Origin of the sequence: Eggerthia catenaformis OT 569 = DSM 20559, from assembly GCF_000340375.1 — a bacterium.
In the GTDB taxonomy this organism is placed as follows: Bacteria; Bacillota_I; Bacilli_A; order Erysipelotrichales; family Coprobacillaceae; genus Eggerthia; species Eggerthia catenaformis.
The window spans coordinates 34,792-58,883 of the sequence record NZ_KB446650.1 but is presented as its reverse complement, the minus strand read 5'-3'; the positions used below and the strand labels follow the sequence as shown (position 1 = coordinate 58,883).

Annotated in this window: 24 protein-coding genes; 22 read left to right on the top strand and 2 right to left on the bottom strand. The window is 31.5% G+C overall.

Features of this window, described 5'->3' with window-relative positions; genetic code table 11:
• Positions 1-232 precede the first annotated feature (232 nt).
• The 14 genes from HMPREF9943_RS09085 to HMPREF9943_RS10115 all read left to right on the top strand — a co-directional run bounded on the left by HMPREF9943_RS09085 (position 233) and on the right by HMPREF9943_RS10115 (position 12,363).
• Entirely contained in the window at positions 233-553 is a 321-nt protein-coding gene (locus HMPREF9943_RS09085) for a rhodanese-like domain-containing protein (RefSeq protein WP_004804237.1), read from the top strand.
• Positions 554-752: 199 nt separating this feature from the next.
• Complete coding sequence (locus HMPREF9943_RS09080) at positions 753-1,085, top strand: nitrous oxide-stimulated promoter family protein (RefSeq protein WP_004804234.1); 333 nt, start codon at positions 753-755, stop codon at positions 1,083-1,085.
• Positions 1,082-2,827 carry an ABC transporter ATP-binding protein/permease gene (locus HMPREF9943_RS09075; RefSeq protein WP_004804233.1) on the top strand — a complete coding sequence of 582 codons (1,746 nt, stop codon included), beginning with the start codon at positions 1,082-1,084 and terminating at the stop codon, positions 2,825-2,827. The genes HMPREF9943_RS09080 and HMPREF9943_RS09075 overlap by 4 nt, the downstream gene beginning before the upstream one ends.
• Positions 2,817-4,475 (top strand): amino acid ABC transporter ATP-binding/permease protein, encoded by a 1,659-nt coding sequence (locus HMPREF9943_RS09070; protein ID WP_004804231.1) that lies wholly within the window; start codon positions 2,817-2,819, stop codon positions 4,473-4,475. The genes HMPREF9943_RS09075 and HMPREF9943_RS09070 overlap by 11 nt, the downstream gene beginning before the upstream one ends.
• A gap of 99 nt (positions 4,476-4,574) precedes the next feature.
• Positions 4,575-4,862, top strand: coding sequence for a 30S ribosomal protein S6 (rpsF, locus tag HMPREF9943_RS09065; protein ID WP_004804228.1), 288 nt, complete (start codon positions 4,575-4,577; stop codon positions 4,860-4,862).
• 12 nt (positions 4,863-4,874) lie between these two features.
• Entirely contained in the window at positions 4,875-5,339 is a 465-nt protein-coding gene (locus HMPREF9943_RS09060; RefSeq protein WP_004804227.1) for a single-stranded DNA-binding protein, read from the top strand.
• 17 nt (positions 5,340-5,356) lie between these two features.
• The gene (gene rpsR / locus HMPREF9943_RS09055) at positions 5,357-5,587 is read left to right on the top strand and encodes a 30S ribosomal protein S18 (RefSeq protein WP_004804225.1); all 231 of its coding nucleotides are present in this window, start codon (positions 5,357-5,359) and stop codon (positions 5,585-5,587) included.
• A 254-nt stretch (positions 5,588-5,841) separates the two neighbouring features.
• Positions 5,842-6,744 carry a DUF2232 domain-containing protein gene (locus HMPREF9943_RS09050; protein WP_004804223.1) on the top strand — a complete coding sequence of 301 codons (903 nt, stop codon included), beginning with the start codon at positions 5,842-5,844 and terminating at the stop codon, positions 6,742-6,744.
• Positions 6,737-8,695 (top strand): GGDEF domain-containing protein, encoded by a 1,959-nt coding sequence (locus HMPREF9943_RS09045; RefSeq protein ID WP_004804221.1) that lies wholly within the window; start codon positions 6,737-6,739, stop codon positions 8,693-8,695. The genes HMPREF9943_RS09050 and HMPREF9943_RS09045 overlap by 8 nt, the downstream gene beginning before the upstream one ends.
• A 1-nt stretch (position 8,696) precedes the next feature.
• Positions 8,697-9,149, top strand: a complete 453-nt coding sequence (gene rplI / locus HMPREF9943_RS09040; protein WP_004804219.1) for a 50S ribosomal protein L9 — start codon at positions 8,697-8,699, stop codon at positions 9,147-9,149.
• Positions 9,150-9,151: 2 nt separating this feature from the next.
• A complete protein-coding gene (dnaB, locus tag HMPREF9943_RS09035) occupies positions 9,152-10,525 on the top strand; it encodes a replicative DNA helicase (RefSeq protein ID WP_004804217.1) in 1,374 nt (457 codons plus the stop codon).
• 139 nt (positions 10,526-10,664) lie between these two features.
• Complete coding sequence (locus HMPREF9943_RS09030; RefSeq protein WP_004804215.1) at positions 10,665-11,273, top strand: thymidine kinase; 609 nt, start codon at positions 10,665-10,667, stop codon at positions 11,271-11,273.
• A 718-nt stretch (positions 11,274-11,991) separates the two neighbouring features.
• Complete coding sequence (locus HMPREF9943_RS10120) at positions 11,992-12,153, top strand: hypothetical protein (RefSeq protein WP_004804213.1); 162 nt, start codon at positions 11,992-11,994, stop codon at positions 12,151-12,153.
• A 48-nt stretch (positions 12,154-12,201) separates the two neighbouring features.
• On the top strand, positions 12,202-12,363 hold the full coding sequence (locus tag HMPREF9943_RS10115; RefSeq protein ID WP_004804211.1) for a hypothetical protein: 162 nt from the start codon (positions 12,202-12,204) through the stop codon (positions 12,361-12,363).
• Positions 12,364-12,508: 145 nt separating this feature from the next.
• Here the strand turns inward: HMPREF9943_RS10115 and HMPREF9943_RS09025 are convergent, their stop codons facing one another.
• The gene (locus tag HMPREF9943_RS09025; protein ID WP_004804209.1) at positions 12,509-13,168 is read right to left on the bottom strand and encodes an HAD family hydrolase; all 660 of its coding nucleotides are present in this window, start codon (positions 13,166-13,168) and stop codon (positions 12,509-12,511) included.
• Positions 13,169-13,299: 131 nt separating this feature from the next.
• Here HMPREF9943_RS09025 and prfA point away from each other — a divergent pair, with 131 nt between their 5' ends.
• From prfA to HMPREF9943_RS08985, 8 genes are all read left to right on the top strand, one after another.
• Positions 13,300-14,382 carry a peptide chain release factor 1 gene (gene prfA / locus HMPREF9943_RS09020; protein ID WP_004804207.1) on the top strand — a complete coding sequence of 361 codons (1,083 nt, stop codon included), beginning with the start codon at positions 13,300-13,302 and terminating at the stop codon, positions 14,380-14,382.
• On the top strand, positions 14,372-15,244 hold the full coding sequence (prmC, locus tag HMPREF9943_RS09015; protein WP_004804205.1) for a peptide chain release factor N(5)-glutamine methyltransferase: 873 nt from the start codon (positions 14,372-14,374) through the stop codon (positions 15,242-15,244). The genes prfA and prmC overlap by 11 nt, the downstream gene beginning before the upstream one ends.
• Positions 15,225-15,722, top strand: a complete 498-nt coding sequence (locus HMPREF9943_RS09010) for a GNAT family N-acetyltransferase (protein ID WP_004804203.1) — start codon at positions 15,225-15,227, stop codon at positions 15,720-15,722. The genes prmC and HMPREF9943_RS09010 overlap by 20 nt, the downstream gene beginning before the upstream one ends.
• A gap of 10 nt (positions 15,723-15,732) precedes the next feature.
• A complete protein-coding gene (tilS, locus tag HMPREF9943_RS09005) occupies positions 15,733-16,962 on the top strand; it encodes a tRNA lysidine(34) synthetase TilS (RefSeq protein ID WP_004804202.1) in 1,230 nt (409 codons plus the stop codon).
• Positions 16,963-16,984: 22 nt separating this feature from the next.
• Positions 16,985-17,521, top strand: coding sequence for a hypoxanthine phosphoribosyltransferase (hpt, locus tag HMPREF9943_RS09000; protein ID WP_004804199.1), 537 nt, complete (start codon positions 16,985-16,987; stop codon positions 17,519-17,521).
• A gap of 9 nt (positions 17,522-17,530) precedes the next feature.
• Positions 17,531-19,471, top strand: coding sequence for an ATP-dependent zinc metalloprotease FtsH (gene ftsH, locus HMPREF9943_RS08995; RefSeq protein ID WP_004804198.1), 1,941 nt, complete (start codon positions 17,531-17,533; stop codon positions 19,469-19,471).
• A 133-nt stretch (positions 19,472-19,604) separates the two neighbouring features.
• The gene (gene hslO, locus HMPREF9943_RS08990; RefSeq protein WP_004804195.1) at positions 19,605-20,489 is read left to right on the top strand and encodes an Hsp33 family molecular chaperone HslO; all 885 of its coding nucleotides are present in this window, start codon (positions 19,605-19,607) and stop codon (positions 20,487-20,489) included.
• Between the two features lie 156 nt (positions 20,490-20,645).
• Complete coding sequence (locus HMPREF9943_RS08985; protein ID WP_004804193.1) at positions 20,646-21,455, top strand: alpha/beta fold hydrolase; 810 nt, start codon at positions 20,646-20,648, stop codon at positions 21,453-21,455.
• 22 nt (positions 21,456-21,477) lie between these two features.
• Here the strand turns inward: HMPREF9943_RS08985 and lon are convergent, their stop codons facing one another.
• Positions 21,478-23,748 carry an endopeptidase La gene (gene lon, locus HMPREF9943_RS08980; protein ID WP_004804192.1) on the bottom strand — a complete coding sequence of 757 codons (2,271 nt, stop codon included), beginning with the start codon at positions 23,746-23,748 and terminating at the stop codon, positions 21,478-21,480.
• Positions 23,749-24,092 lie beyond the last annotated feature (344 nt).

Here is a 24,092-nt window from a genome sequence, read left to right as displayed (position 1 = left end):
TGTATCTTTACACTAATACATATTCTATTATTCTTATTATTATTTTCATAAGATATATTTGCTAGGTTTAATAATTCTATCATGTATAGAATTATTATCAGGATATATTTTTGTGTTTTTAGAAAAGTATTTACAAAACTATACTCTGATAAGTTTATTTATATTTCAAATCATATTAAGAATATTCCTTTCATGTTTTAGTGTATACTAAGATTAAAGAGAGGTATATACAATGGGATTATTTAGTTTATTTAAAAGATATGATATTAATCAAGGGGTAGAAGAGTATCAGCATACTCAAGATGCTTTACTCATTGATGTCAGAGAAAAGGATGAACATCAAGAAGGACATATACCTGATAGTATTAATATACCGTTATCTGTATTTAATCAAATGATTTTTAAGGAAGTAAAAGATAAAGATAAGCCTTTATATATTTATTGCTTAGGTGGAGGAAGAAGTCAAAGAGCCTGTTTTTATTTAAAAAAGAATGGCTATAGTCATGTTAAAAACATAGGAGGTATTTCTAAATATAAAGGAAAAATAATCTAAACATATTGTAAGTACATATTAAGTGAAAAAGCAGTGATTTTTTATCAGAAATTTATGATAGCCTTATTAAAGGCTATCATTTTGTTTTATAGAGCTGAATGAAAAATCATAGAAAGTTAGTTATAACTTTCTTATTAAAAAGAATAAGTATATAATAAACTATATAGATTTAAGCCTGTTAATATATTAAGGAGTATTAATGAATATAGAGAAAAAAAGAAAAAGAGAGATTAGGGTTGTTGAAGAAATGATCAAACTCTATTGTCGGAGACATGATGATTATTGTTATGGAGTAATGTCTGAGGAATATCGTTTACTATTTGAATATGCAAAAGAACGTATTGAACATTGTCCTTTTATGGAAACCAAAACATTTTGCAGTCAATGTCAGGTACATTGTTATCAAATGAAACAAAAAGAAATGATCAGAAAGGTAATGAGATATTCAGGACCAAGACTGTTGTTTTATCATCCGTTGATGACAATAAATCATGGATTTGTCACGATATTAGGAAAGAGGAGGAGAAAATGATTAAGATAAGACTGATTAGATTATTGAGTGATTCTAAAAAATATATTATTTATCAGATAGCGGAGCAATGGCTGTCTTTATTATGTCAGATAGTTATCATTTATAGTGCCTCTGTCTTAATCTCTCAGGCAGTTATAAAGACACTTACATTATCAGATACTTTATTATATGGATTACTTGTTTTAGGCGGTATTTTATTAAGATATGGATTGGATATTTTATATGCTAAATCAAGCTTTAAAGCAAGCAGTGATGTTAAAAGAGTATTAAGAAATAAAATTTATAGTAAATTGTTAAGACTGGGAACATCGTATAGAGAAAAAATAAAGTCTTCAGAAGTTATGCAGATGGCAGGAGAAGGGGTAGAACAGTTAGAAGTTTATTTTGGTAGATATCTCAGTCAGTTCTTTTATGCATTATTGGCTCCGTTAACTCTATTTATTTGTTTATTGAGAGTAGATTTTAAAGCAAGCCTTATTTTACTGGCGGCTGTTCCATTAATTCCTATTGTGATTATGATTGTTATGAAAGTAGCTAAAAAACTGCTGGATAAGTATTTTACTATTTATTATGGATTAGGAGACACTTTTTTAGAAAAACTTCATGGTATGACAACATTAAAGATTTATGGAGCAGATGAGCAGGCAGCATTAGAAATGGATCAGGAATCTGAACAATTTAGAAAGATTACAATGAAAGTTCTTATGATGCAGTTAAATAGTACAGCTGTTATGGATATTGTTGCTTATGGAGGAGCTGCTGTGGGAATGGCAGTAGCTTTAATGGAGTATTATCATGGAGCTGTTAGTCTTAAAGGAACGATTCTTATTATTCTTTTAGCGGCAGAATTCTTCCTGCCAATGCGTTTATTAGGTTCATTCTTCCATATTGGTATGAATGGGATAAAAGCCAGTGATCGTATTTTTGCCTTTTTGGATCTGCCGGAAGCAAATCGTGGAGATTTAGAGTTAGATGATCAGGAATTATCCATTGATATTAGTCATATGTCTTTCTCTTATAATAAGAAAACAGAGGTATTAAAAAATATTTCTATGAATATTAAGCCTCAAACATTTGTTTCTATTGTCGGAGTCAGTGGCAGTGGTAAAAGTACGATTGCTAAGATATTAATAGGACAAAATAAAACATATCAGGGGGATATTAAAATTAATGATATTTCTTTATTAAATATTAAAGAAGAATCATTATTAAAACATATAACGATGGTTTCTTTTGCAAGTTATTTATTTAAAGGCACTATTAGAGATAATCTTTTAATGGGAAATCCTGAGGCTACTGATTCACAGATGATGGAAGCTTTAAAGCAAGTAAATCTTTATGATTTTATCTGTTCTCAGGATTCTCTTGATACTAAGCTTCTTGCTGATGCAAGTAATTTATCAGGAGGTCAAAGACAAAGACTTGCCCTTGCAAGAGCTTTATTACATGATTCGGAGATTTATTTGTTTGATGAAGCTACATCAAATATAGATATGGAATCTGAAGAGATGATTATGCATGTTATTAGAGAACTTGCTAAAAAGAAAACAGTGATTCTGATATCACATAGATTAGCTAATGTAGTTAATAGTGATTATATTTATATGTTAAAAGATGGCGTTATTTATGAAGAAGGAACACATGAACAGCTGATGAATCATAAGAGTGCCTACTATGCATTATATAGTGAGCAGAAAGAATTAGAAAGCTATAGTAAGAAAGGAGAAAATCATGGAGAATAGACGCTCAGGATTAACCATCATGAAACAATTGATCGGATTAATCAAGCCATTGGTACCTATCATGCTTTTAGCTATATTTTTTGGAGTTATTGGTTTTCTCTGTGCTATCTTTTTAACTATTCTGGCCGGAAAGTCAATTGTCATGATATTATCACACCAAACATCCGGTTTGACTATGATGATAACTATGATGATTGTGATAGCTTTATCTAGAGGGATACTTCATTATTTTGAACAGTATTGTAATCATTATATTGCTTTTAGATTATTAGCAATGATTAGACATAAAGTATTTGCAGCTTTAAGAAAATTATGTCCGGCTAAATTAGAAGGCAAGGATAAAGGTAATCTTATTTCTATTATTACCAGCGATATAGAACTATTAGAAGTGTTTTATGCTCATACTATTTCACCAATTGCGATTGCTGTTATTGTATCATTGATTATGATTATTTATATTGCTTCATTAAATATAATTGCCGGAATTATTGCTTTTATTGCTTATTTATGTATTGGTGTTATGATTCCTTTATGGAATGGAAAACGTACCGGTAAAGCAGGTATGGAGTTTAGAAATGAGTTGGGGAATCTCAACAGCTTTATTTTAGATTCTATGTATGGTCTAGATGAGATTATGCAATATGATAAAGGAATAGAAAGAGCAAAGCAGATAAACAGACACTCATTGGATTTATCAAAGCTTCAGCTTAATCTTTATTACTATGAAGGGACTCAGAGAGCAGCTACAAATCTTGCGATTCAGTTCTTTTCATGGTTAATGATATTTGTTATGTTAATGCAATATAGTATGCATACTATATTATTTGAAAATATGATTTTATGTATTATTGCTATGATGGGATCATTTGGTCCGGTTGTGGCGTTATCTTCATTATCTAATAATCTTCATCAGACACTGGCAAGTGGTGAAAGAGTTTTATCTATCTTAGAAGAAAGACCTGTAGTAGATGAAATAGAAGAAGGGAAACAGGTAAAGTTTGATGATGTACTATTGAATGATGTGACATTCTCTTATGATCATCAGAATATTCTTGAAGATTTTTCTATGTCTTTTTCTAAAGGAAAAACAATTGGTATTCATGGACCTAGCGGTTCCGGGAAATCAACAATCTTAAAATTATTAATGAGATTCTGGGATGTTAATAGTGGGAGTATTACTATATCAGATACCGATATCAAAGAGATTCAGACTAGAAATCTAAGAGCAATGGAAGCTTATGTTACTCAAGAAACATGGCTTTTCCATGATACAATTGCTAAAAATATTCAGGTTGGAAATCTAAAAGCAACTCAGGAAGAAATAGAAGAAGCTGCCAAGAAAGCGAATATTCATGATTTTATTATGTCTCTTCCACAAGGATATTCAACCAATGTTGGTGAACTAGGAGATACTCTTTCAGGCGGAGAAAGACAGAGAATAGGAATAGCTCGTGCTTTCTTACATCAATCAGATTTACTTCTTCTAGATGAACCGACATCTAATCTTGATTCATTAAATGAAGGTATTATTTTAAAAACATTAAAAGAAGAAACAGTTTCTCGTACTGTAATTTTAGTATCACATAGAAATTCTACTATGAGTATTGCTGATAAAGTAGTAAAAATGAATACTGACCGTGTTTCTTGATTAATAGATTGCTTTTTAAAGAAATGCATGTTATTATGTTTGAGCAAGTTTACTTGCCTGTCCTTAATAGGACCGTATAGACCAAAGGAGGTAAAAAGAATGAATAAGTATGAAATTATGATGATTTTCAAACCTGATTTAGAAGAAAACACTAGAAATGAAGTCTTAGAAGGCTTAAAAGGTATTTTAACTTCTAATGGCGGCATCATTGATAACGTTTCTGAAGAAATGGGTATGAGAGATTTAGCTTATGAAATCAAAGATTATACTAAAGGTTATTATGTAGTGCTTGATGTTCATGTAAACCCTGATGAAATTGCTGAATTTGAACGTTTATCAAGAATTAATGCTAATGTATTACGTCATTTAACTCTTCGTAGAGATTAAGAGGCAGATACAATGATTAATCGTGTCGTTTTAGTGGGTCGTATGACAAGAGACCCGGAATTAAGAAGAACCGGTTCAGGGAAAGCAGTAACCAGTTTTTCATTAGCACTTGATCGTGGCTTTACTACACAGGATGGTCAGTCAGCTGATTTTATTCCTGTTGTTGTATGGAATAAAGCTGCTGAATCAGTTGCTCAATACTGTCAGAAAGGTTCACTTGTAGGAGTGGATGGAAGCCTTCGTTCTAGAAGCTATGACAACAATCAAGGACAAAGAGTTTTCGTGGTTGAAGTATTAGCCGATAGAGTCAGATTTTTAGAAAGCAAAAATGCAAGACTCGGAAGTGCTCCATCACAGCCACAGATGCAGCCTGGACAGCAAGATAATTTCTATGATATGAAATCGGTAGATTTAGAAAATGATTTTGATGAATCTGTTAATACATTTGATATCATGGAAGATGATCTTCAATTCTAATTTAGGAGGAAATTATTATGGCATTCAGAAAACAGAGAATGGGCAGAAAGAAAGTCTGCTATTTTACAAAGAACCATATTGACTATATCGATTATAAGGATATAGAGTTATTAAAGAGATTTGTTTCAGCTAATGGTAAGATTATTCCAAGACGTGTTACCGGCACTTCAGCAAAATACCAGAGACAGCTTGCCAGAGCTATCAAGAGAGCTAGACAAATGGCTTTATTACCATATGTCGGTGAATAGTAGATGATGAAAACCTTGATTATTCAGGGTTTTTTCTTTTTGATTATTAGATAATTTATTTATGATATTAAAGGATTTATTAAATGAATAAATAGCGATAAAGTATCGGCTATAATAAGAAAAAATATTAGATTAAAAGTCTGATTACAGTATAAAAGATTAATATTTAGAAAATGGATTATTAAATTCGCTTTTTAATATCTTGTTGACTTTTAATAATGTTTCTCAAATAATGAATAATATGGAGTAAGAATATGAATACAAAAAAACTGGTCCAGGGAGCAATGATTGTAGCTTTATTTGGGGTTATGGGAATACTCAATGTAATGACAGGAACTTTCTTTGATTCATTAATAGGCTATGTTATGGTTATACCGCTAACATGGTATGGTTATCAGTATGGCCTTAAGAATAATATGATAGTTTCTTTTGCATCGGCAGCTATTACTCTTATGCAGGGAATGCCTTATTTTTTTACTATTGTAGTCTATTCATGTATCTTAGGATGTTTTATTGGAGAAGCATTAAAGGAAGAATCGGCTAAAACAAAAATAATATTGGGATCTTTTATTATCTCTATTATTTATAATATTTTATTATTTGAATTATTAGGTGTTTTATTAGGAATATCATGGAATCAGGATATAACTGAATTATTAAAATTAAAATCTTTATTAGTAAATATTCCTTATGCAGGTATGATATATCAATCAATAGATTTATTATCTTTCTTTGTAGTTTTTATATCTTTTTTTGAAAGTTATCTTATCTTATTAATGATTCAGTTTATCTTTACGAGATTAAAGATTCCATTTCATAAGAATTATCATATAAGTACATTTTATTTGGATAAAAAGATCGGATATATAACCATTGGAATATTCATAATATCTTTTATCTTAGAGCATTATTTTAATTACCGGATTATTCACTATATCTTATCATTAAGTATCTTTATATTAATGATTAATGGTATATCCTTAATATCTTTATACTTTATTTATATTTCTAAGCCTCATCTTAATAGTACGGGGCTTGTATTAATGGCAGTACCTGTTATCAATATTGGACTTATAGGATTAGGGATAATAGACATTATCAGTGATTTAAGAAGAAAAATAATGTATAATAAATACCGAGGTACAAGTTATGACTAGAAAACTGACACAATTAAGAAATCTTGTAATATTATTATTAATATTAGAACCTATTATTATTGCGGTTATATATTTATTTTTTCCTTTAGTAAGGATATTTTCCGTTCTTATCTATGCATCTATTAAGAATATTATATTAGTGGTTGCTTTAATATATCTTTCTTACATCTTGGATAATAATGCTTTAAGTGTCGCAGATGCATTAGATGAAGATGCGAAGAACTCACTTATATATGGCGGAATAGCCTTATTACAATATGATGATAATAGAAATATTACCTGGGTGTCAGATTTATTTATTGCGAATAAGGTTAAGATTATTGGCTTAAAGGTATTGGACTGGCAACCGACATTAGCGGGATTATTTGAAAATGAAGAGGTTAAACTGATTGATATAAAAGGAAAGAAGTTTGAAGCATATAATAACGAAGATACGCATATGCTCTATTTAAAAGATGTCAGTGAATATATATCATTACAACAGGATTATGAAGATCAGCAGATATGTGTAGCTTATATTACGGTAGATAACTTTGATGAAACATTAGAAAACTTAAATGAATCAACAGCTGCTAAGGTTCAGTCAATAGCCAGACAGACTATTATAGACTGGGCAGTAGAAAATGGCATGATTATTAGACGATATAAAACCGGCGGATATGTAGCTGTTTTTAATGAACGTATTTATCGCAAACAGGTGGAAAATAAGTTTGGAATTCTTGATTCATTTAAAAAGAAATGCTTAGAATTAGATGAAGTTCTGACTTTAAGCATAGGTATTGGAAGGGGAACAAGAGTCTTAAGAGAATTAGAAGAATTGGCTGCTTCCGCTTTACAGCTTACTTATTCTCGAGGAGGAGATCAGGTTGTTATTAAGAGCGGTAAAGATAATGTCAGGTTTTTTGGCGGAACAACGGATGTCTTTGAGAAATCATCTAAGGTTAGAGCACGTGTTATTGCTCAAAGTATGGCAGGTATTATTAAGAGAAGCTCAAATGTTTTTATCATGGGACATAAGTTTTCAGATTTAGATTCTCTGGGTGCTTCAGTAGCTATGGCACGTATTGTTCAGGCTTATAATGTGCGATGTAATATTATTCTTGATTTTAATTCCTTAGAAGAAAAAACTGCCAATGTAGCTCAGATAATGGTTAAGGATAAACGATATGACGGTCTTATCTGTAGTGCCGTTGAAGCTATGGAAAGGGTCGGTAGAGATACATTGTTAATTGTGGTTGATAATCATAAGCCTTCATTAGCAATTTCTAATGGATTATTAGAAACAGTGAAGAATAAGATTATCATTGATCACCATAGACGAGGTGAAGAATTTATTGATACGCCAATATTAACTTATTTGGAACCATCCGCTTCTTCTACAGTAGAATTAATAGTAGAACTTTATAATTATCAGAATGTAGATGTTGAATATAATGATTTAGATGCGACTATTATGTATGCGGGTATTCTTGTAGATACTAATTCATTTAAGCAAAGAGTTGGAGTAAGAACATTCCAGAGTGCAGCTACATTAAAAGAATTGAATGCGGATGTTGTTAAGGCCTATGAATTATTAGAAGATTCCTATGAAAAAACAATTGAAATTACCAACATTACTAAAACAGCGCAGCCTTATCGTGAACATATACTTATTGCTGTATGTGATAATAGTTATGAAGTATCATCAACATCACTGGCTAAATCATCAAATAAATTGCTGGAAGTATCAGATGTTATGGCAAGTTTTTCAATAGGAAAAATATCTAAAAATCTGACCGCTATCAGTGCTAGAAGTTCAAGAGATATTAATGTACAGATGATTATGGAAAAGATGGGTGGTGGCGGTCATTTTACAATGGCTGCCTGTCAGATAGAAAATAAAGAACCGGAAGAAGTTTCTGTATTATTAAAAGAAGCTATTGATCAGTATTTCTTAGAAAGAGGAGATTAATATGAAAGTTATATTATTAGAAGATGTTAAAAAAGTAGGTAAAAAAGGAGAAATAGTTACTGTTGCAGATGGCTATGGACAGAATTTCTTAATTAAGAATCAGAAAGCTGTTATGGCGAATGCTCATGAAAGAAAAATATTAGCCAAGCAGAATGAAGAAAAAGCGAAAGAGCTTGAACTGGAAAAACAGAATGCTATAGAATTGTCTAAAAGACTGGAAACGATAATCTTAAAATTTGTTTCACCGGTAGGAAAAGATGGGTTGGCAACATCACAGGTTTCTACTAAACAGATTGTTAAAGAATTAAGAGAGAAATATGATATTAGGGTGGATAAAAGGAAGTTTGTGAATCCGCATTCTATTGGAGCCTTTGGTGATACAAAAATGGAAATAGAATTATTTAAAGGAGTTATGGCTTCAATTAATATACATTTATCACCAAAACAAGGATAATTATGGATAATGTAAGAGAACTTCCTCATGATTTAGGAGCTGAAAGAGCATTGCTGGGGGCAATGCTGATAGATAAAGATGCTTGTAGTGAAGTTATCAACATAGCAATTCCTCAGGATTTTTATTATGATAATCATAAGATGATCTTTGAAGGTATGGTATTTCTTCATAAATCAAGAAAGCCGGTGGATGTAACAACACTTACAACCTATTTATTAGATAAGAAATTGTTAGATAAAGCCGGTGGAGTAGAATATCTATTAACGCTTAGTGAATCAGTACCGACAACGGCACATACACAATATTATCTTTCTATATTAAATGAAAAGTCATTATTAAGAAGACTGATTCAGCAGTCTACAGAAATTGTTAGAAAATCCTATGATGAAATAGGAGATATGAATGATTTTATCAATAATATAGAAAAAGACTTTTTAAATGTGACTAGAGATAGGAATGCCGGCGAATTTAAAACAATAGAAGATGTTGTTGCCAGTGTTACAAATAGATTATCAATACTGCAAAAAAATGGCGGATTAGTATCAGGTGTTAAAACAGGATACAGAGATCTGGATAGACTGACATCAGGATTTCAAAAAGGAGATCTTGTTATTCTTGCTGCCAGACCATCAGTTGGTAAAACAGCCTTTGCCTTAAATGTAGCATATAATTCTTCTCTTAATAGTGAAAAAGAAGCTGTTGCTGTCTTTTCTTTAGAAATGCCGGCAGAACAGCTTGTTACAAGACTCATATGTTGTGCAGGATCTATTAATAATGATGCATTAAAAACAGGCTTCATCTTAAAAGAAAATAGTAATAAGTATTATGCTGCTGCTGATCGTGTCTCACAATGTAATCTTTACATTGATGATACACCGGGTATAAAAATAGGAGAAATAGCTGCTAAGTGCAGACGCTTAAAACAAGAAGCCGGATTAAAACTTGTGATTATTGACTATTTACAGCTTATTAGCGGACCCACAAATTCTAGAGAATCAAGACAACAGGAAGTATCAGATATCTCAAGACAGTTAAAAGCGATGGCAAGAGAATTAGAATGTCCTGTTATTGCATTATCTCAGCTTTCAAGACAAGTTGAACAAAGAAAAGGTAAGCCGATGCTTTCCGATTTAAGAGAATCAGGAGCGATTGAACAGGATGCTGATATTGTTGCATTCTTACATCGAGAAGATTATCAGAACAAAGAAAAAGAAGCTGAAATTAACGGATTAACAGAAATCATAGTAGCTAAGCATAGAAATGGTGCAACAGCTGATTTACAGGTAGTCTTTGAGAAACAGTATTCACGTTTCTCTGACTATACAACAGAAGAAATGCCAACACCGGGTATGGGAATAAGAGATATTAGAGTATAAAGTTTATATTCATTAGATGTTATTTTTCTATTTATGTTTTCTTGATTGATTTATATATTACCCTAAAGGAGAATAAATTTGGGATGGGAAACCATCCTATTTTCATGTATAATAAAGAATGCATGAAAGGTGGTTAACTATGTATAATCAATATAATGAGGGATGGCTGGAAGTTATTTGTGGGTGCATGTTTGCCGGTAAGACTGAAGAATTAATCAGAAGAATAAATGTTTTAACATTCGCAAAAAAGAATATTATTGTCTTTAAACCTAAGGTAGATGATCGTTATTCAACTACAGAAATTGTATCTCATGCAGGAGCTAAAGTTTCCTGTGTTGTGGTTGAAAAATCATCAGATATCTTAAATAGAATAAAAGTAGATACAGATGTTGTTGCGATTGATGAAGTACAATTTTTTGATAAAGATATTGTAGATGTCTGTGAATATCTTGCCGATAGCGGCTTAAGAGTCATGGTTGCAGGATTAGATAAAGATTTCCGAGGAGAACCGTTTGGCGTTCTTCCGGATCTTCTAACAAGAGCAGAATTTGTAACTAAGCTAACAGCAGTATGTGCTAAATGTGGTGCACCTGCAACACGTACACAAAGAATGGTTAATGGAAAACCGGCTTCATTTACAGATCCTGTAGTCTTAGTAGGAGCAAAAGAAGCTTATGAACCAAGATGCAGACACTGCCATGAAGTAGGAGATAAACCAAATAAATTTAAAAAAATAAAAATAAGTTAATGTAGAGTTCACATAACTCTATTATAGTAACTATTGTCGTAAGACAAATATCATAAATGAAGAGATCCCCCCAAACAGTCTCTTCAATATTCCCCTTCTTAAAAAGAGATTCTCCCCAAGAATCTCTTTTGCTTTCTATAAATTTTTAAAAACATAAATAGTTAATATTGAATTCATAAAACACAGTTATATTAATGATGTAGACTTAAAATAATATATTTCATAATTTCCCTTCCCTTTAAAATATGAAAAAAATCTACAAGAAAAGAACCGTAACCCGGTTCTTTTACTTTGTATTATAATAATCGATATTTTTTTGAAAATATAAATAAGATTTTATATTTTTGATAGAAAACATAGTATTTTTTCTTATAACCATAAAAATAATTATGTTATTAAGTAATTCATATTGTTTTTTATTGTTGCAAAGGCTATAATATATATAAATAGAACATTTTGTAATACGAATAATTTATAGTATTTGCTTTATTATCATAATTATAGGAAATAATAATATAATTAAAATTAAATAGGTGATGATACCCATGTACATTTTTTAGTGTATTATGCAAAGAGTAATAGAAATTATGTATTTTACATTCGGACTGTTTCAGATGTCTAATAGTTTTGCATATGGAATGTTGTTTGTTTTAGCTTACTTGACTTTGTTTTTAAGCTCTTTCATAGCTGAATTTATGATGGACAGGAGGAAACAATTATGAAGAGATTAAAAAATATTAGCATATTATTAATGCTTATTTCTATCTGGTTTAATACTATGGCATATCAAGAGAAAACAGTTGCTGTTACTTTATTTTCAGATTTATGTTTCTTAGTGGGGAGTATTGGTCTTTTTCTTGTGATTATAAAAGATAAATAAATTTATTAATTGCACATATTATTAAATATGATAACGAATAGGAGAATAATGAGAAATAACCTTAAATATATCGGTGTATTACTGGTATTGATTTCATTATGGATTAATACAACGAAATGGGATAAATTAAATGAAGCTAATTTATCAGCAGCATTTTTGCTAATAGGTATTATTATTTTTGTAATAGGATTAAAGAAAGACAAGAAATAGTATTAAAATATTTTATTTGTTAATATTGAATTCATAAAATATGGTTATATTATTAGCGTAGACTTAAGATAATATATTTCATAATTTTCCTTCCCTTTAAAATATGAAAAAATCTACAAGAAAAGAACTGGGTTATCCGGTTCTTTTACTTTGTATTAAGATCTTTAATAATAGGTATAACATTTTCTAAATTATCTAGAATTTTATAAGTCATTTGCTGATATTGTTTTTCCGGATATTTCATATCCGGTATACAGATAACTTTAATATGAGCATTATAAGAAGCAGTAATACCTGATTCACTATCTTCTAAGACAATAGCCTGATCGGGAGAAACATTGAGCTTCTGACATGATTTTAAGAATACTTCAGGATCCGGTTTGCCATGAGAGACTTCATCACCACAAATTGAATCATCAAAATATTGAGTGATCCCGGCCTGTTTTAAAATAATATCTACTCTATCTCGATTAGAGCTGGTTGCAACAATAGTTTTATAATTATTCTTTTTTAAATAATATAAGAGTTCTTTTAATCCTTTTTTGATGGGAACGCCATATGTTTCAAATCTTTTAGCCATAACATTATGACATTCCCTAATAACATCTTCAATAGGAAAATCTTTTCCATAGACATCATAAAATCTTTCAAATATACCTTTAACAGGTTTGCCAAGAAGAGTTACATAGAATTCTTCACTCATTGTGAGTCCCATAGGTTTTAAGACTTCCTGATAACTTTCAAAGGTTACTCTTTCACTATCAATCATTAATCCATCCATATCAAATATAACTGCTTTAATCATTTTATATGCCTCCCGGATAAAAGTAGTATATCATATATTAAAAATAAATAAGAAAAAACAATGTAAAAAGCATAATCTTTTTGCCTTAAACAATGTTCTATATTATAATAGAGGCGGTTTGGAGGACAAATATGAATAGTTTATTACAAAGATTAGAAACAGTAGAAAAAAGATATGATGAATTAACTCAGATTCTTATGGATCCATCTATTGCGAATGATATAAAGAAAATGACAGAAGCATCTAAAGAGCAGGCTTCTTTAGAAAAGGCTTATCGCTTATATCAGGAGTATAGAAATTTACTTGAAGGTATTAAAGAAGCGGAAGAATTAATGAAAGAAGATGATCCTGAAATAAAAGAGATGGCAAAATTAGAATATGAAGAATTAACTAAAAAACAGCCTCTTATGGAAAGAGATATACAGCTTGAATTAATTCCAAAAGATCCTAATGATGACAAGAATGTTATTATGGAAATTAGAGGTGCTGCCGGCGGTGATGAAGGAAATATCTTTGCGGGTGATTTATTTAGAATGTATTCTAAGTATGCTGAAAGTCAAGGATGGAAGATTGATATTGAAGAAGCACAGGATAGTGAAGCCGGTGGCTATTCTCTTATTTCTTTTATGGTTAAAGGAGATGGCGTTTATTCTAAATTAAAATATGAATCGGGATCACATCGTGTACAAAGAGTACCAAAGACTGAATCTCAGGGACGTGTTCAGACTTCAACCGCAACAGTATTAGTTATGCCGGAAGCAGAAGAAGTAGATATTCAGATAGATCCAAAAGATTTAAGAATAGATACTTATCGTTCTAGTGGAGCCGGAGGACAGCATATTAATAAAACTGATTCAGCTGTTCGTATTACTCATATTCCAACCGGTATTGTTGCAACCAGTCAGGATGGACGTTCTCAGCATGATAATAGAGATAAAGCTATGCAATCATTAAGAGCACGCATTTATAAGCATTTTTTAGATGAACAGGAAGAAAAGCTGGGAAATGAAAGAAAGAATAAAGTAGGAAGCGGAGATCGTTCTGAAAAGATCAGAACATATAATTATCCTCAAAATAGAGTGACTGATCATAGGATAGGACTTTCTATTCAGCAATTAGACAAAATTATGGATGGCAAACTAGATGATATTATTACAGCTTTAATCAATGAAGATCAGAGACTTAAGTTATTAGGTGAAGAGAATGACAATTAGAGAGCTTATTCATTCATCTGAACTATTAATGGATGAGAAACAGAAAGATTCCAATGTTCCTAAAGTCTTATTCTATCATGTATCAAATATGGAACCTCATGAGCTTTATTTAAAGATGGATGAAGAAGTCGATAGAGATACATTGGAAATCTATAATAATTATCTTGATAGATATTTAAAAGGTGAACCTGTTCAATATATTAAAGGTAAAGAATACTTTTTTGCTTATGAATTTAAAGTCAATGAAGATGTTCTCATTCCTCGTTATGAAACAGAAGAATTAGTAGAAAATATCTTATATCATGTTGATGATTACTTTAAGGATTATAAGACAGTTAAATTATGTGATGTCGGAACAGGGAGCGGTGCAATTGCCATCACACTCGCATTAGAAGAAGAAAAATTAGATGTTTATGCTACTGATATTAGTGAAAAAGCCTTAGCTGTTGCGAAAGAGAATGCTAAAGACTTAAATGCTCATATTACTTTTTATCAGGGTGATATGCTTCAGCCACTTATTGATCATCATTTAAAATTTGATTTCTTTGTCTCTAATCCTCCTTATATACCGGTACATCAGGATATTGATCCGGTAGTTAAAAATAATGAGCCTCATGTTGCATTATTTGGTGGAGAAGATGGACTTTATTTTTATAGAAAGATCTTTGAAAGAGTAAAAGAGGTTTTAAATGATAAAGCAATATTAGCTTTTGAAATGGGCTTTGATCAAAAAGAACTTATGGAAGAAGCACTGGATTATTATTTTAAAGATAGTCGGTATCAATTTATAAAGGATATTAATGGAAAGAATAGAATGCTTTTCATTTATTATAATATAGAACATGTACATACAGACAGATAGATTGATTATAAGAGATATTGAAGAAGATGATGCATATGCTTTTGCATCTTATCGAGATAAGGAAGAAGTTGCAAAATATCAGTCATGGAAACATTTTACTTTAAAGGATGCACAAAAAAGAATTAAATACTGTATTGTTCATTCTTTTAAAGGGGAAATTAAAGATAATACTCAATTATCTATTATTTATCATGATATGATGATAGGAGATTTAAGAATAGAAGTGTTATCAAAGACGACCATTACTATTGGTTATACTATTGATAGTGCTTATTGGCATCAGGGATTTGCCAGAGAAGCAGTTTTGGGATTACTTAAATATATTAAATCACATTATGAATATACTAAGGTTATTGCTTATATCTACAAGGCTAATAAAAGATCAAGAGATCTTTTATTATATTTAGGATTTAAAAAATTTGATGAATCGTTTTTTTATAAAGATGAAGGTTATATGCTTGAGTTAAAGGACTTATAAGGAGTCTGCTATGATAGAAAGATTAGATAAGAATAAAACTTATATTATTGGTGTATCAGGAGGCTGTGATTCAATGGCTCTTTTAGATATGTGCAGAAATAATAAGATGAATATTGTGATTGCACATATTAATTATAATCTAAGAGAAGATACTTCTTTAGATTATCAAACTGTTTTAGGATATGCTTTAAAATATAATATTCCCTTTGAATATAAAGAATTTAATAAAAAAGATTATAATCAAGGTAATTTTCAGACTCAGGCAAGAATAATGAGATATAGTTTCTTTCAAGAGGTTTATTTAAAATACCATGCAGCCGGACTTCTTCTAGCACATCATCAGGATGATGTGCTAGAAACTATTTATATGCATCTGGAAAGAAAATCACAATGTGATTATTTAGGTATTCAAGAAGAAACTGTTATTCAGGGCATGAAAGTTTATCGGCCTTTATTAAATAAAAATAAAAAAGCTTTAAGAGAATATTGTTTATTTCATCAAATTATTTTTCATGATGATTATACAAACTTTCAGACATATTTTACGAGAGATCGTATTAGAAATACAATATTGAATACCTATACTGATAAACAAAAAGAAGAGCTGTTAAAGAAAGCCGAATCTATTAATGATAAGAAACAGAAAGATCTCAAAGACATACAGGAATATCTTTCTTTCTATCGTCAAAATGGTTTTATTTCTTATACTTCTATTAAAAGAGAATTATTATCAGTTTTTCTTTATGAATTATTAGCAGAATATATAGGAAAGAAAAAAATCAGTAATCATTTAATTCATGAGATTATTCATCAGATAGATTCAAAACCACAAATAAAAATGCACCTTCCTGTTAATTATCTGTTCATAAAAGAGTATGATAATATAACTGTTCGCTTGAATAGAATAATAAAGGATTATAGTTTTACTTTTAATAAGGATGAATGGTATGAATGTGAGTTTTTTAAACTATCTGAGCAGGGTCCATTGAATAATGGAGTATATCTAAAGGATGAAGATTATCCTATTACTGTTAGAAATATAAGAGCAGGGGATAGAATTAAGACCAGCGGTGGAACAAAGAAGATTTCAAGACTCTTTATTAATAAAAAGATCCCTTATTATTTAAGGAAAACATGGCCTATCTTGTTAAATAGTAAGAATGAGATTATTTTGGTGCCCGGACTTGCAAAACAATTAGATTATTTGTATTTTAAACCTACATTATTTGTGATAAAATAGGAACATTATAGGAGGATTATCTATGCATAAGGATGTTAAGGAGATATTATTTACTGATAATCAGATTATTGAGAGATGCAAAGAGCTTGGTGCACAAATCAGTAAAGATTATAAAAGTAAAGATAAACTTGTATTTATTGGATTATTGAAAGGGTCTATTCCTTTTCTTGCTGAATTATCTAAATATATTGATTTAGAAGTAGAATTTGATTATATGGATGTTTCCAGTTATGAAGGTACTGAATCTACGGGCAATGTTCTTGTAAAGAAAGATCTTGAAGGTGATATTAAAGGAAAGAATTTGCTTCTTATAGAAGATATTTTAGATACAGGAAAAACTCTTTATACTGTTAAGGCAATGCTTTTAGAAAAGGGAGCTGCCAGCGTGACGATTGTAACGATGTTAAATAAACAGGAGAGAAGAGAATATCCTATTAATGCAGAGTATATCGGTTTTGAAATTCCTAATGTGTTTGTGATTGGATATGGTTTAGATTATGATGAAAAATATAGAAATCTTCCCTATGTAGGAATATTAAAAGAAGAAGTATATATGTAAGGAGTGCTTATGAAAAATAAAAGTTTAATTAAAACAATACTTCCATGGCTACTGATACTGGTATTGGTCGGGACATTAATTCCTTTGGTCGGTAATAGAGCAGGAGCGTCTACTTCATTGACTTACAATGAGTTTAAAAAAGTAGTGGAAGAAGGTAGTGTAACTGAAATTGTAGTATCACCTGATAATTATGTTGTTGATGTGTCAGGAAGTTATACTAAGACTGTAAAAGGTGAGAAGAAAACTTATAATTTTAAGACTCTTGTTCCTAAGACTGATGAAGAGATTGATTCTTTGATGCAGTTATTAAAGGAAAAGAAGATTAAAACAACAGTAAAAAACAGTGCCGATAACAATATTATATTTAATATAGTGATTACGTTATTGCCTTATGTATTCTTATTTGGCGGTATGTATGTCTTATTTAGATATATGAATGCCAGCGGTGCCGGCAATAATAAGGCTTTTGAGTTTGGTAATTCAAGAGCAAAATTAAATAAGAATGAAAATACTAAGTTTACTGATGTTGCCGGTGCAGATGAAGAAAAAGAGGAATTAACTGAATTAGTAGATTTCTTAAAGAATCCAAAGAAATTTGTTGATATGGGAGCTAAAATACCAAGAGGTGTTTTATTAGTAGGTCCTCCGGGTACAGGTAAGACTTTGCTTGCCAGAGCTGTTGCCGGTGAAGCTAAGGTTCCATTCTATTCTATTTCAGGTTCTGAATTTGTAGAGATGTTTGTTGGTGTAGGTGCCGGGCGTGTCAGAGATATGTTTAAGGAAGCAAAAAAGAATGCACCATGTATTATCTTTATTGATGAGATAGATGCAGTCGGTAGACAGAGAGGATCCGGTATTGGCGGCGGTCATGATGAACGTGAACAGACATTAAATCAGTTATTAGTAGAAATGGATGGTTTTGAAGGCAGTGAAGGAGTTATTATTCTGGCTGCTACAAATAGGGCTGATGTTCTGGATCCGGCACTTTTAAGACCCGGACGTTTTGATAGATCTATTCAGGTTACTAATCCTGATAGAAAAGCAAGAGCTGAAATTTTAGCTGTTCATGCCAGAAACAAGAAACTTGCAGCAGATGTTAATTTTGATAATGTTGCTCAAAGAACACCCGGCTTTTCCGGAGCAGAGCTTGCTAATGTCTTAAATGAAGCAGCTTTGCTGGCGGTAAGAGGGAACCATACAGCCATTACATTAGATGATGTGGATGAAGCTATTGACAGGGTTATTGGCGGACCTGCTAAACATTCTAGAAAATATACTGAACATGAGAGAAAATTGGTAGCTTATCATGAATCAGGACATGCTATTATTGGCTTAACTTTAGAAGATGCCAATCAGGTACAGAAGGTAACAATTGTTCCTAGAGGACAGGCCGGCGGGTATAATCTCATGACACCTAAAGATGAAACATATTTCCAGACAAAATCACAACTGTTAGCTACGATTGCCGGCTATATGGGTGGTCGTGTAGCTGAAGAAATCTTCTTTGGTGATATTTCTTCAGGTGCTGCTAATGATATTGAGCAGGCAACAAGAATCGCCAGATTAATGGTTACTGAATTAGGTATGTCTGATTTAGGACCTATTAAATATGATAGCGGACAGAATGCTGTATTCTTAGGGCGTGATTATTCACAGTTATCTAATACACATTCCGGTCAGATTGCTTTTGAAATTGATCAGCAGGTAAGAAAGATTATTGATGATGCACATAATCAGGCGACTGAGATTATTAAAGCCAATAAGGATAAGTTAGAAACTATTGCCCATGCATTATTAGATAATGAAACATTAAATGCTGAACAGATACAATCATTATATGAAACAGGTAAAATGCCTGATCCGGCTGTAGAAGAGGATCATATTATTGAAACTGAACCTGTTCAGTCGGTCATAGATAGTGATGATGATTTATTAGATGAGATGAAATAAGGCTTTGCCTTATTTCATTTTCAATTGAGGCTATTATGAGAAATAGACGTTTAGTAATTAAAATTATAGTAACAATTATTATATTAAGCATGATTATTCCATTAATCAGCTATTTTGCATTCTAGGAGATTATATGAAAGATTATTTAGTAAGGGGACTTATTGATAAAAGAAATGCCAGAGTTTTTGCTTGCAGAACTACAAATTTAGTCAATGATGCCAGAACACATCATCATCTCTGGCCATGTGCAAGTGCAGCATTAGGACGTTTGATGTCTGTAACATTAATGATGGGAGCAATGAACAAAAACAATGAGAAAATGACTGTTACAATGAATGGCGGCGGTCCGATGGGCACATTATTGGTAACTTCTAACAGTGATGGAAAAATTAAAGGATTTGTCTCTAATCCGGAAGTACATTATACCTACAACAAAACAAATAAACTTGCAGTAGGATTATGTGTGGGAACACAGGGAGATCTTCAGGTTATTAGAGATATGGGATTAAAGCAGCCTATTACCTCATCAGTTCCTATACAGACAGGTGAGATAGGAGATGATTTTGCTTATTATTTTATGGTTAGTGAGCAGATTCCATCAGTTGTATCATTAGGTGTATTAGTCAATGAAGATAGTATTGTAGAAGCAGCCGGAGGCTTTATTATTCAGCTTCTTCCCGAAGCAACAGAAGAAGATATTACTTTTATAGAAAATAAGATAAAAGATTTTCCTCCGGTTTCAGCATTAATAAAAGAAGGAAAATCTCCGGAAGATATTATTGAAATGCTTTTTGGAAATGAAGCAGAAATTCTTGATCATCAAGATTTATCATTTTATTGTGACTGCTCAAAAGAAAAAATGACAGCAGCATTGGCAACTGTTCCTAATGATGAATTAGAAGCTATGATAAAAGAAGACCATGGGGCAGAGATTACTTGTCAGTTCTGTAATAGACATTATCATTTTGATGAACAGGAGCTTCTTGATATAAAAAATAAGAATAGGCAACAGAGATAGAGTCGAAAATAAAATTCTTATAAAGGATTAATTTCTGGATAATACAGAGATTAATCCTTTTAATTTTAAAGAAATATTGGTTAAGAGAAGATTAAAAGATTTGTTATAGAAAGCGTTTACTTAGTTTGCTATAATAAAAGAAAGGAGGCTATTATTATGTTTTTTAAGACAAATGATCATGTCAGTATTTATTATGAAGTAATTGGCGAAGGTAAGCCTTTATTTATGCTGCCGGGATGGACATGTACGACAAAATTCTGGAAAAATAATATCCAAGAATTATCTAAGCATTATCAACTGATTCTTATGGATATGAGAGGGCATGGACAGTCTGAAGCAGTGATGCATGGACATCGTATTTCCAGATATGCGGCTGATGTCAGAGATTTATTAGTTTACTTGGATGTTGAAAATGTAACAGCTATGGGCTGGTCTATGGGAGCTTCTATTTTATGGAGTTATCTGGAGTTATTTGGTAATCATCGTATAGACAGTCTCATTTGCATTGATCAGTCGCCTGCACAGTATATCAAGTCAGACTGGCAATGGGGTCAGAAAGCCTGTTATGATGTTGAGACATTCATAGAAACATGTGCGGCAGCAAAATATGATCCTCATGGAGCAGCACAGGGACTTATTGGAGCTTGCTTAAAGCATGAACCATCTGCTGAAGATAAGAATATGCTTGTAGGTGAGATAGATAAGTGTGATCCATATGTAAGAATTGAAATCATGAGAGATCATACAAATCTTGATTGGCGTGATTTTATTCCTCATATTACAATTCCTACGCTTATTCTCTGTGCCAAAGAAAGCCGAGTATTTGACTATCAAAGCAGTTTATGGATAGGCGAACATATTAAAAATGCAAAGACAGTTGTTTTTGAAGATTGTAGTCATATGCTGTTCTTTGAAAAGCCGGAACAGTTTAATAAAGAGGTTATTGAATTTATAGATACATTATAAAAGGCTCATTATGAGCCTTTTATTAACTTATAATTTTTGTTTGTTTTAATACTTCACTGACAAGACTGACCGGAATAATTGTTAATTTATCTTTGACTTCTTTAGGGACATCCTTAAGATCATTTACATTGTCTTTAGGAATAAAGACAGTTTTAACACCGGATCTTTGTGCCGCCATCAGCTTTTCAGGAAGACCTCCTATAGGCATAACGACTCCTCTTAAAGAGACTTCACCGGTCATTGCGAATGATGAGTCAACCGCTTTTTCTGTGATTAATGAAGCAATAGCGGTAGTCAGTGTAATACCTGCTGATGGGCCATCTTTAGGAGTTGCTCCGGCCGGAACATGAATATGAATATCATGCTCTTTAAAGACTTCTGCTTCTTTAGGGAACATGCTTTTTACTAAAGATAAAGCGATGGATACAGATTCTTTCATAACATCACCTAACTGACCGGTTATAATAACTTTATTATTACCGGGAACTAATAATGTCTCAATAAACAATATTTCTCCTCCGGCAGTTGTCCATGCTAAACCGGAAACAATACCGGGTTTTTTATTTTCATTAATATGTTCATGTTTTAATGGTGACATATCCAGTATATCCGGAAGTTTTTTAGCAGTTACTTTAAAATCTTTTTTTCCTTTTACTAAATTAACAGCTGCTACTCTACAGATAGTATCAAGACGCTTTTTTAGTCCCCTAACCCCTGCTTCTATTGTATAATCAGCAATAATAGTTTTTAAAAGCTGATCAGGAAGTTTCATCTGAGAAGATGAAATACCCATCTTCTCCATAGACTGAGGAAGCAAATGTCTTTTAGCAATCTGCAGTTTCTCTTGTTGAGTATAACCATTAAAGCTGATTACTTCCATTCTGTTTAATAGAGGTTCAGGAATAGAATCAAGACTATTAGCAGTACAGATAAATAAAATATCACTTAAATCATAAGGGACATTCATATAATGATCAGTAAAGGTATTATTTTGCTCAGGATCGAGAACTTCTAATAAGGCAGCTGCCGGATCACCATTATAAGATTGAGAAAGCTTATCTATTTCATCTAATACCATTACGCTATTAGAAGCCCCGCTTTTAGAAAGACCATCCATAATACGTCCCGGCATCGCACCAATATAAGTACGGCGATGACCTCTAATATCAGCTTCATCTCTTACTCCGCCTAAAGCAATGCGAATATATTTTCTTTTTAAGGCATCAGCAATAGATCGGGCAATACTTGTTTTACCGGTACCCGGTGCCCCGACAAATAATAATATTGAACCGGACTGTTTTTTATTAAGTTCCATAACCGCAATCTGCTGTAGTATTCTTTTCTTTACTTTATCTAAACCATAATGATCACTATTCAAAATTTTTTCAGCTTCATTTAAATCAATCTTCTTATTGCGTGCTTTCTTCCAAGGAAGAGAAGTCATAAAATCAAGATAATTATAAAGCATACCATATTCAGGAGAATTGCTTCCTTCCTGTTTCATACGATTTAAAGCCTTATCAGCTTCTTTTTGTGCTTCCTGACTCATTCCTGCTTTTTTAATCTTAATTTCTAAACTACGTACATCAGAGACTTCATCCGGATGCATCTGATCTAATTCATTCTGTAAATATTCAATCTGCTTCTTAATTGCCTGTTCACGATAAATTTTCTGATGATCTTCTTCCTGAGCACTCTCTGCTTCATTAGATACTTTAGAAAGCTCTAAGAATTCATAAAGGTCGGTTTCAATCATCTGAATTCTTTGAGATATACTATCTGTTTCAAGCAAGGCATATTTCTCCTCATGAGTCATATTAAGCCAGTAATTCACAGCACAAATAATCTCACTCATAGACTTCCATCCATTAATATACTGCCTTGCAATAATACCCCATCTAAATTGAGAAAAGTAAGAAATCATAGCTTTTTTCATCTGTTTTAATTTCTCAGTATTGTCTTCCTCGCTTAAATCATTCAGATCAGCTCTATCAGTATAAATAACTTCAATACGCTGATCTTCAAGAGTATTTAATTCCTTAATATTTACACGATCATGAGTCTTGATTAAAACATAGTTATTATTTGTTTCTTCAATAGTTCCAATAACACCTATCGGATAAAAGTCATTTAATGATAAATGCTCATTTTCCCTATTTTCTCTAAGAACCAGGAATATAACTTCTTCTTTTATTTTCGGTTCCTCATTGGATAGAGTCATTAAATTTTCTCTTTGGAAATAAATCTTACTATCAGGAAGAATAACCTGATTATAAACCGGTACAATTGTCATATCATTACCTCCTTAGCACTATATATAAAAGAGTGCTAACCTATGAGTATAAAATAAAGGCTTAAAAGCCTTTCACTCTATTACTATTATATAAGTATCAGAAAATAATGCAATAATTATGAAAAAAAATATTATTCATAATATTTTCTGATCTTCTATAAAGGCTCAATTATTAATGATTGAGTATTATGATTAATTTTTAAAATAAATTTGGATTTATTGTATTCCTGTTTGCTAAATGCTAAAATCTAAGTACAAATACAATAAATGGGGAATGTTGTGGATTATGTAAATAAAGAGATATAGGAAAGTTTTGAGTTTTATTAAATCGGTTTATAGGAGAA

What these genes read in the sequence shown, in the direction of transcription:
- ftsH (WP_004804198.1), top strand. Translation starts at nt 17,531, where the DNA reads ATGAAAAATAAAAGTTTAATTAAAACAATACTTCCATGGCTACTGATA.
- rplI (WP_004804219.1), top strand. Translation starts at nt 8,697, where the DNA reads ATGAAAGTTATATTATTAGAAGATGTTAAAAAAGTAGGTAAAAAAGGA.
- lon (WP_004804192.1), bottom strand. Translation starts at nt 23,748, where the DNA reads ATGACAATTGTACCGGTTTATAATCAGGTTATTCTTCCTGATAGTAAG.
- HMPREF9943_RS09080 (WP_004804234.1), top strand. Translation starts at nt 753, where the DNA reads ATGAATATAGAGAAAAAAAGAAAAAGAGAGATTAGGGTTGTTGAAGAA.
- hpt (WP_004804199.1), top strand. Translation starts at nt 16,985, where the DNA reads ATGCATAAGGATGTTAAGGAGATATTATTTACTGATAATCAGATTATT.
- dnaB (WP_004804217.1), top strand. Translation starts at nt 9,152, where the DNA reads ATGGATAATGTAAGAGAACTTCCTCATGATTTAGGAGCTGAAAGAGCA.
- HMPREF9943_RS08985 (WP_004804193.1), top strand. Translation starts at nt 20,646, where the DNA reads ATGTTTTTTAAGACAAATGATCATGTCAGTATTTATTATGAAGTAATT.
- HMPREF9943_RS10115 (WP_004804211.1), top strand. Translation starts at nt 12,202, where the DNA reads ATGAGAAATAACCTTAAATATATCGGTGTATTACTGGTATTGATTTCA.
- rpsR (WP_004804225.1), top strand. Translation starts at nt 5,357, where the DNA reads ATGGCATTCAGAAAACAGAGAATGGGCAGAAAGAAAGTCTGCTATTTT.
- HMPREF9943_RS09025 (WP_004804209.1), bottom strand. Translation starts at nt 13,168, where the DNA reads ATGATTAAAGCAGTTATATTTGATATGGATGGATTAATGATTGATAGT.
- prfA (WP_004804207.1), top strand. Translation starts at nt 13,300, where the DNA reads ATGAATAGTTTATTACAAAGATTAGAAACAGTAGAAAAAAGATATGAT.
- HMPREF9943_RS09010 (WP_004804203.1), top strand. Translation starts at nt 15,225, where the DNA reads ATGTACATACAGACAGATAGATTGATTATAAGAGATATTGAAGAAGAT.
- HMPREF9943_RS09030 (WP_004804215.1), top strand. Translation starts at nt 10,665, where the DNA reads ATGTATAATCAATATAATGAGGGATGGCTGGAAGTTATTTGTGGGTGC.
- HMPREF9943_RS09085 (WP_004804237.1), top strand. Translation starts at nt 233, where the DNA reads ATGGGATTATTTAGTTTATTTAAAAGATATGATATTAATCAAGGGGTA.
- hslO (WP_004804195.1), top strand. Translation starts at nt 19,605, where the DNA reads ATGAAAGATTATTTAGTAAGGGGACTTATTGATAAAAGAAATGCCAGA.
- HMPREF9943_RS10120 (WP_004804213.1), top strand. Translation starts at nt 11,992, where the DNA reads ATGAAGAGATTAAAAAATATTAGCATATTATTAATGCTTATTTCTATC.
- HMPREF9943_RS09060 (WP_004804227.1), top strand. Translation starts at nt 4,875, where the DNA reads ATGATTAATCGTGTCGTTTTAGTGGGTCGTATGACAAGAGACCCGGAA.
- tilS (WP_004804202.1), top strand. Translation starts at nt 15,733, where the DNA reads ATGATAGAAAGATTAGATAAGAATAAAACTTATATTATTGGTGTATCA.
- HMPREF9943_RS09045 (WP_004804221.1), top strand. Translation starts at nt 6,737, where the DNA reads ATGACTAGAAAACTGACACAATTAAGAAATCTTGTAATATTATTATTA.
- HMPREF9943_RS09075 (WP_004804233.1), top strand. Translation starts at nt 1,082, where the DNA reads ATGATTAAGATAAGACTGATTAGATTATTGAGTGATTCTAAAAAATAT.
- HMPREF9943_RS09050 (WP_004804223.1), top strand. Translation starts at nt 5,842, where the DNA reads ATGAATACAAAAAAACTGGTCCAGGGAGCAATGATTGTAGCTTTATTT.
- HMPREF9943_RS09070 (WP_004804231.1), top strand. Translation starts at nt 2,817, where the DNA reads ATGGAGAATAGACGCTCAGGATTAACCATCATGAAACAATTGATCGGA.
- prmC (WP_004804205.1), top strand. Translation starts at nt 14,372, where the DNA reads ATGACAATTAGAGAGCTTATTCATTCATCTGAACTATTAATGGATGAG.
- rpsF (WP_004804228.1), top strand. Translation starts at nt 4,575, where the DNA reads ATGAATAAGTATGAAATTATGATGATTTTCAAACCTGATTTAGAAGAA.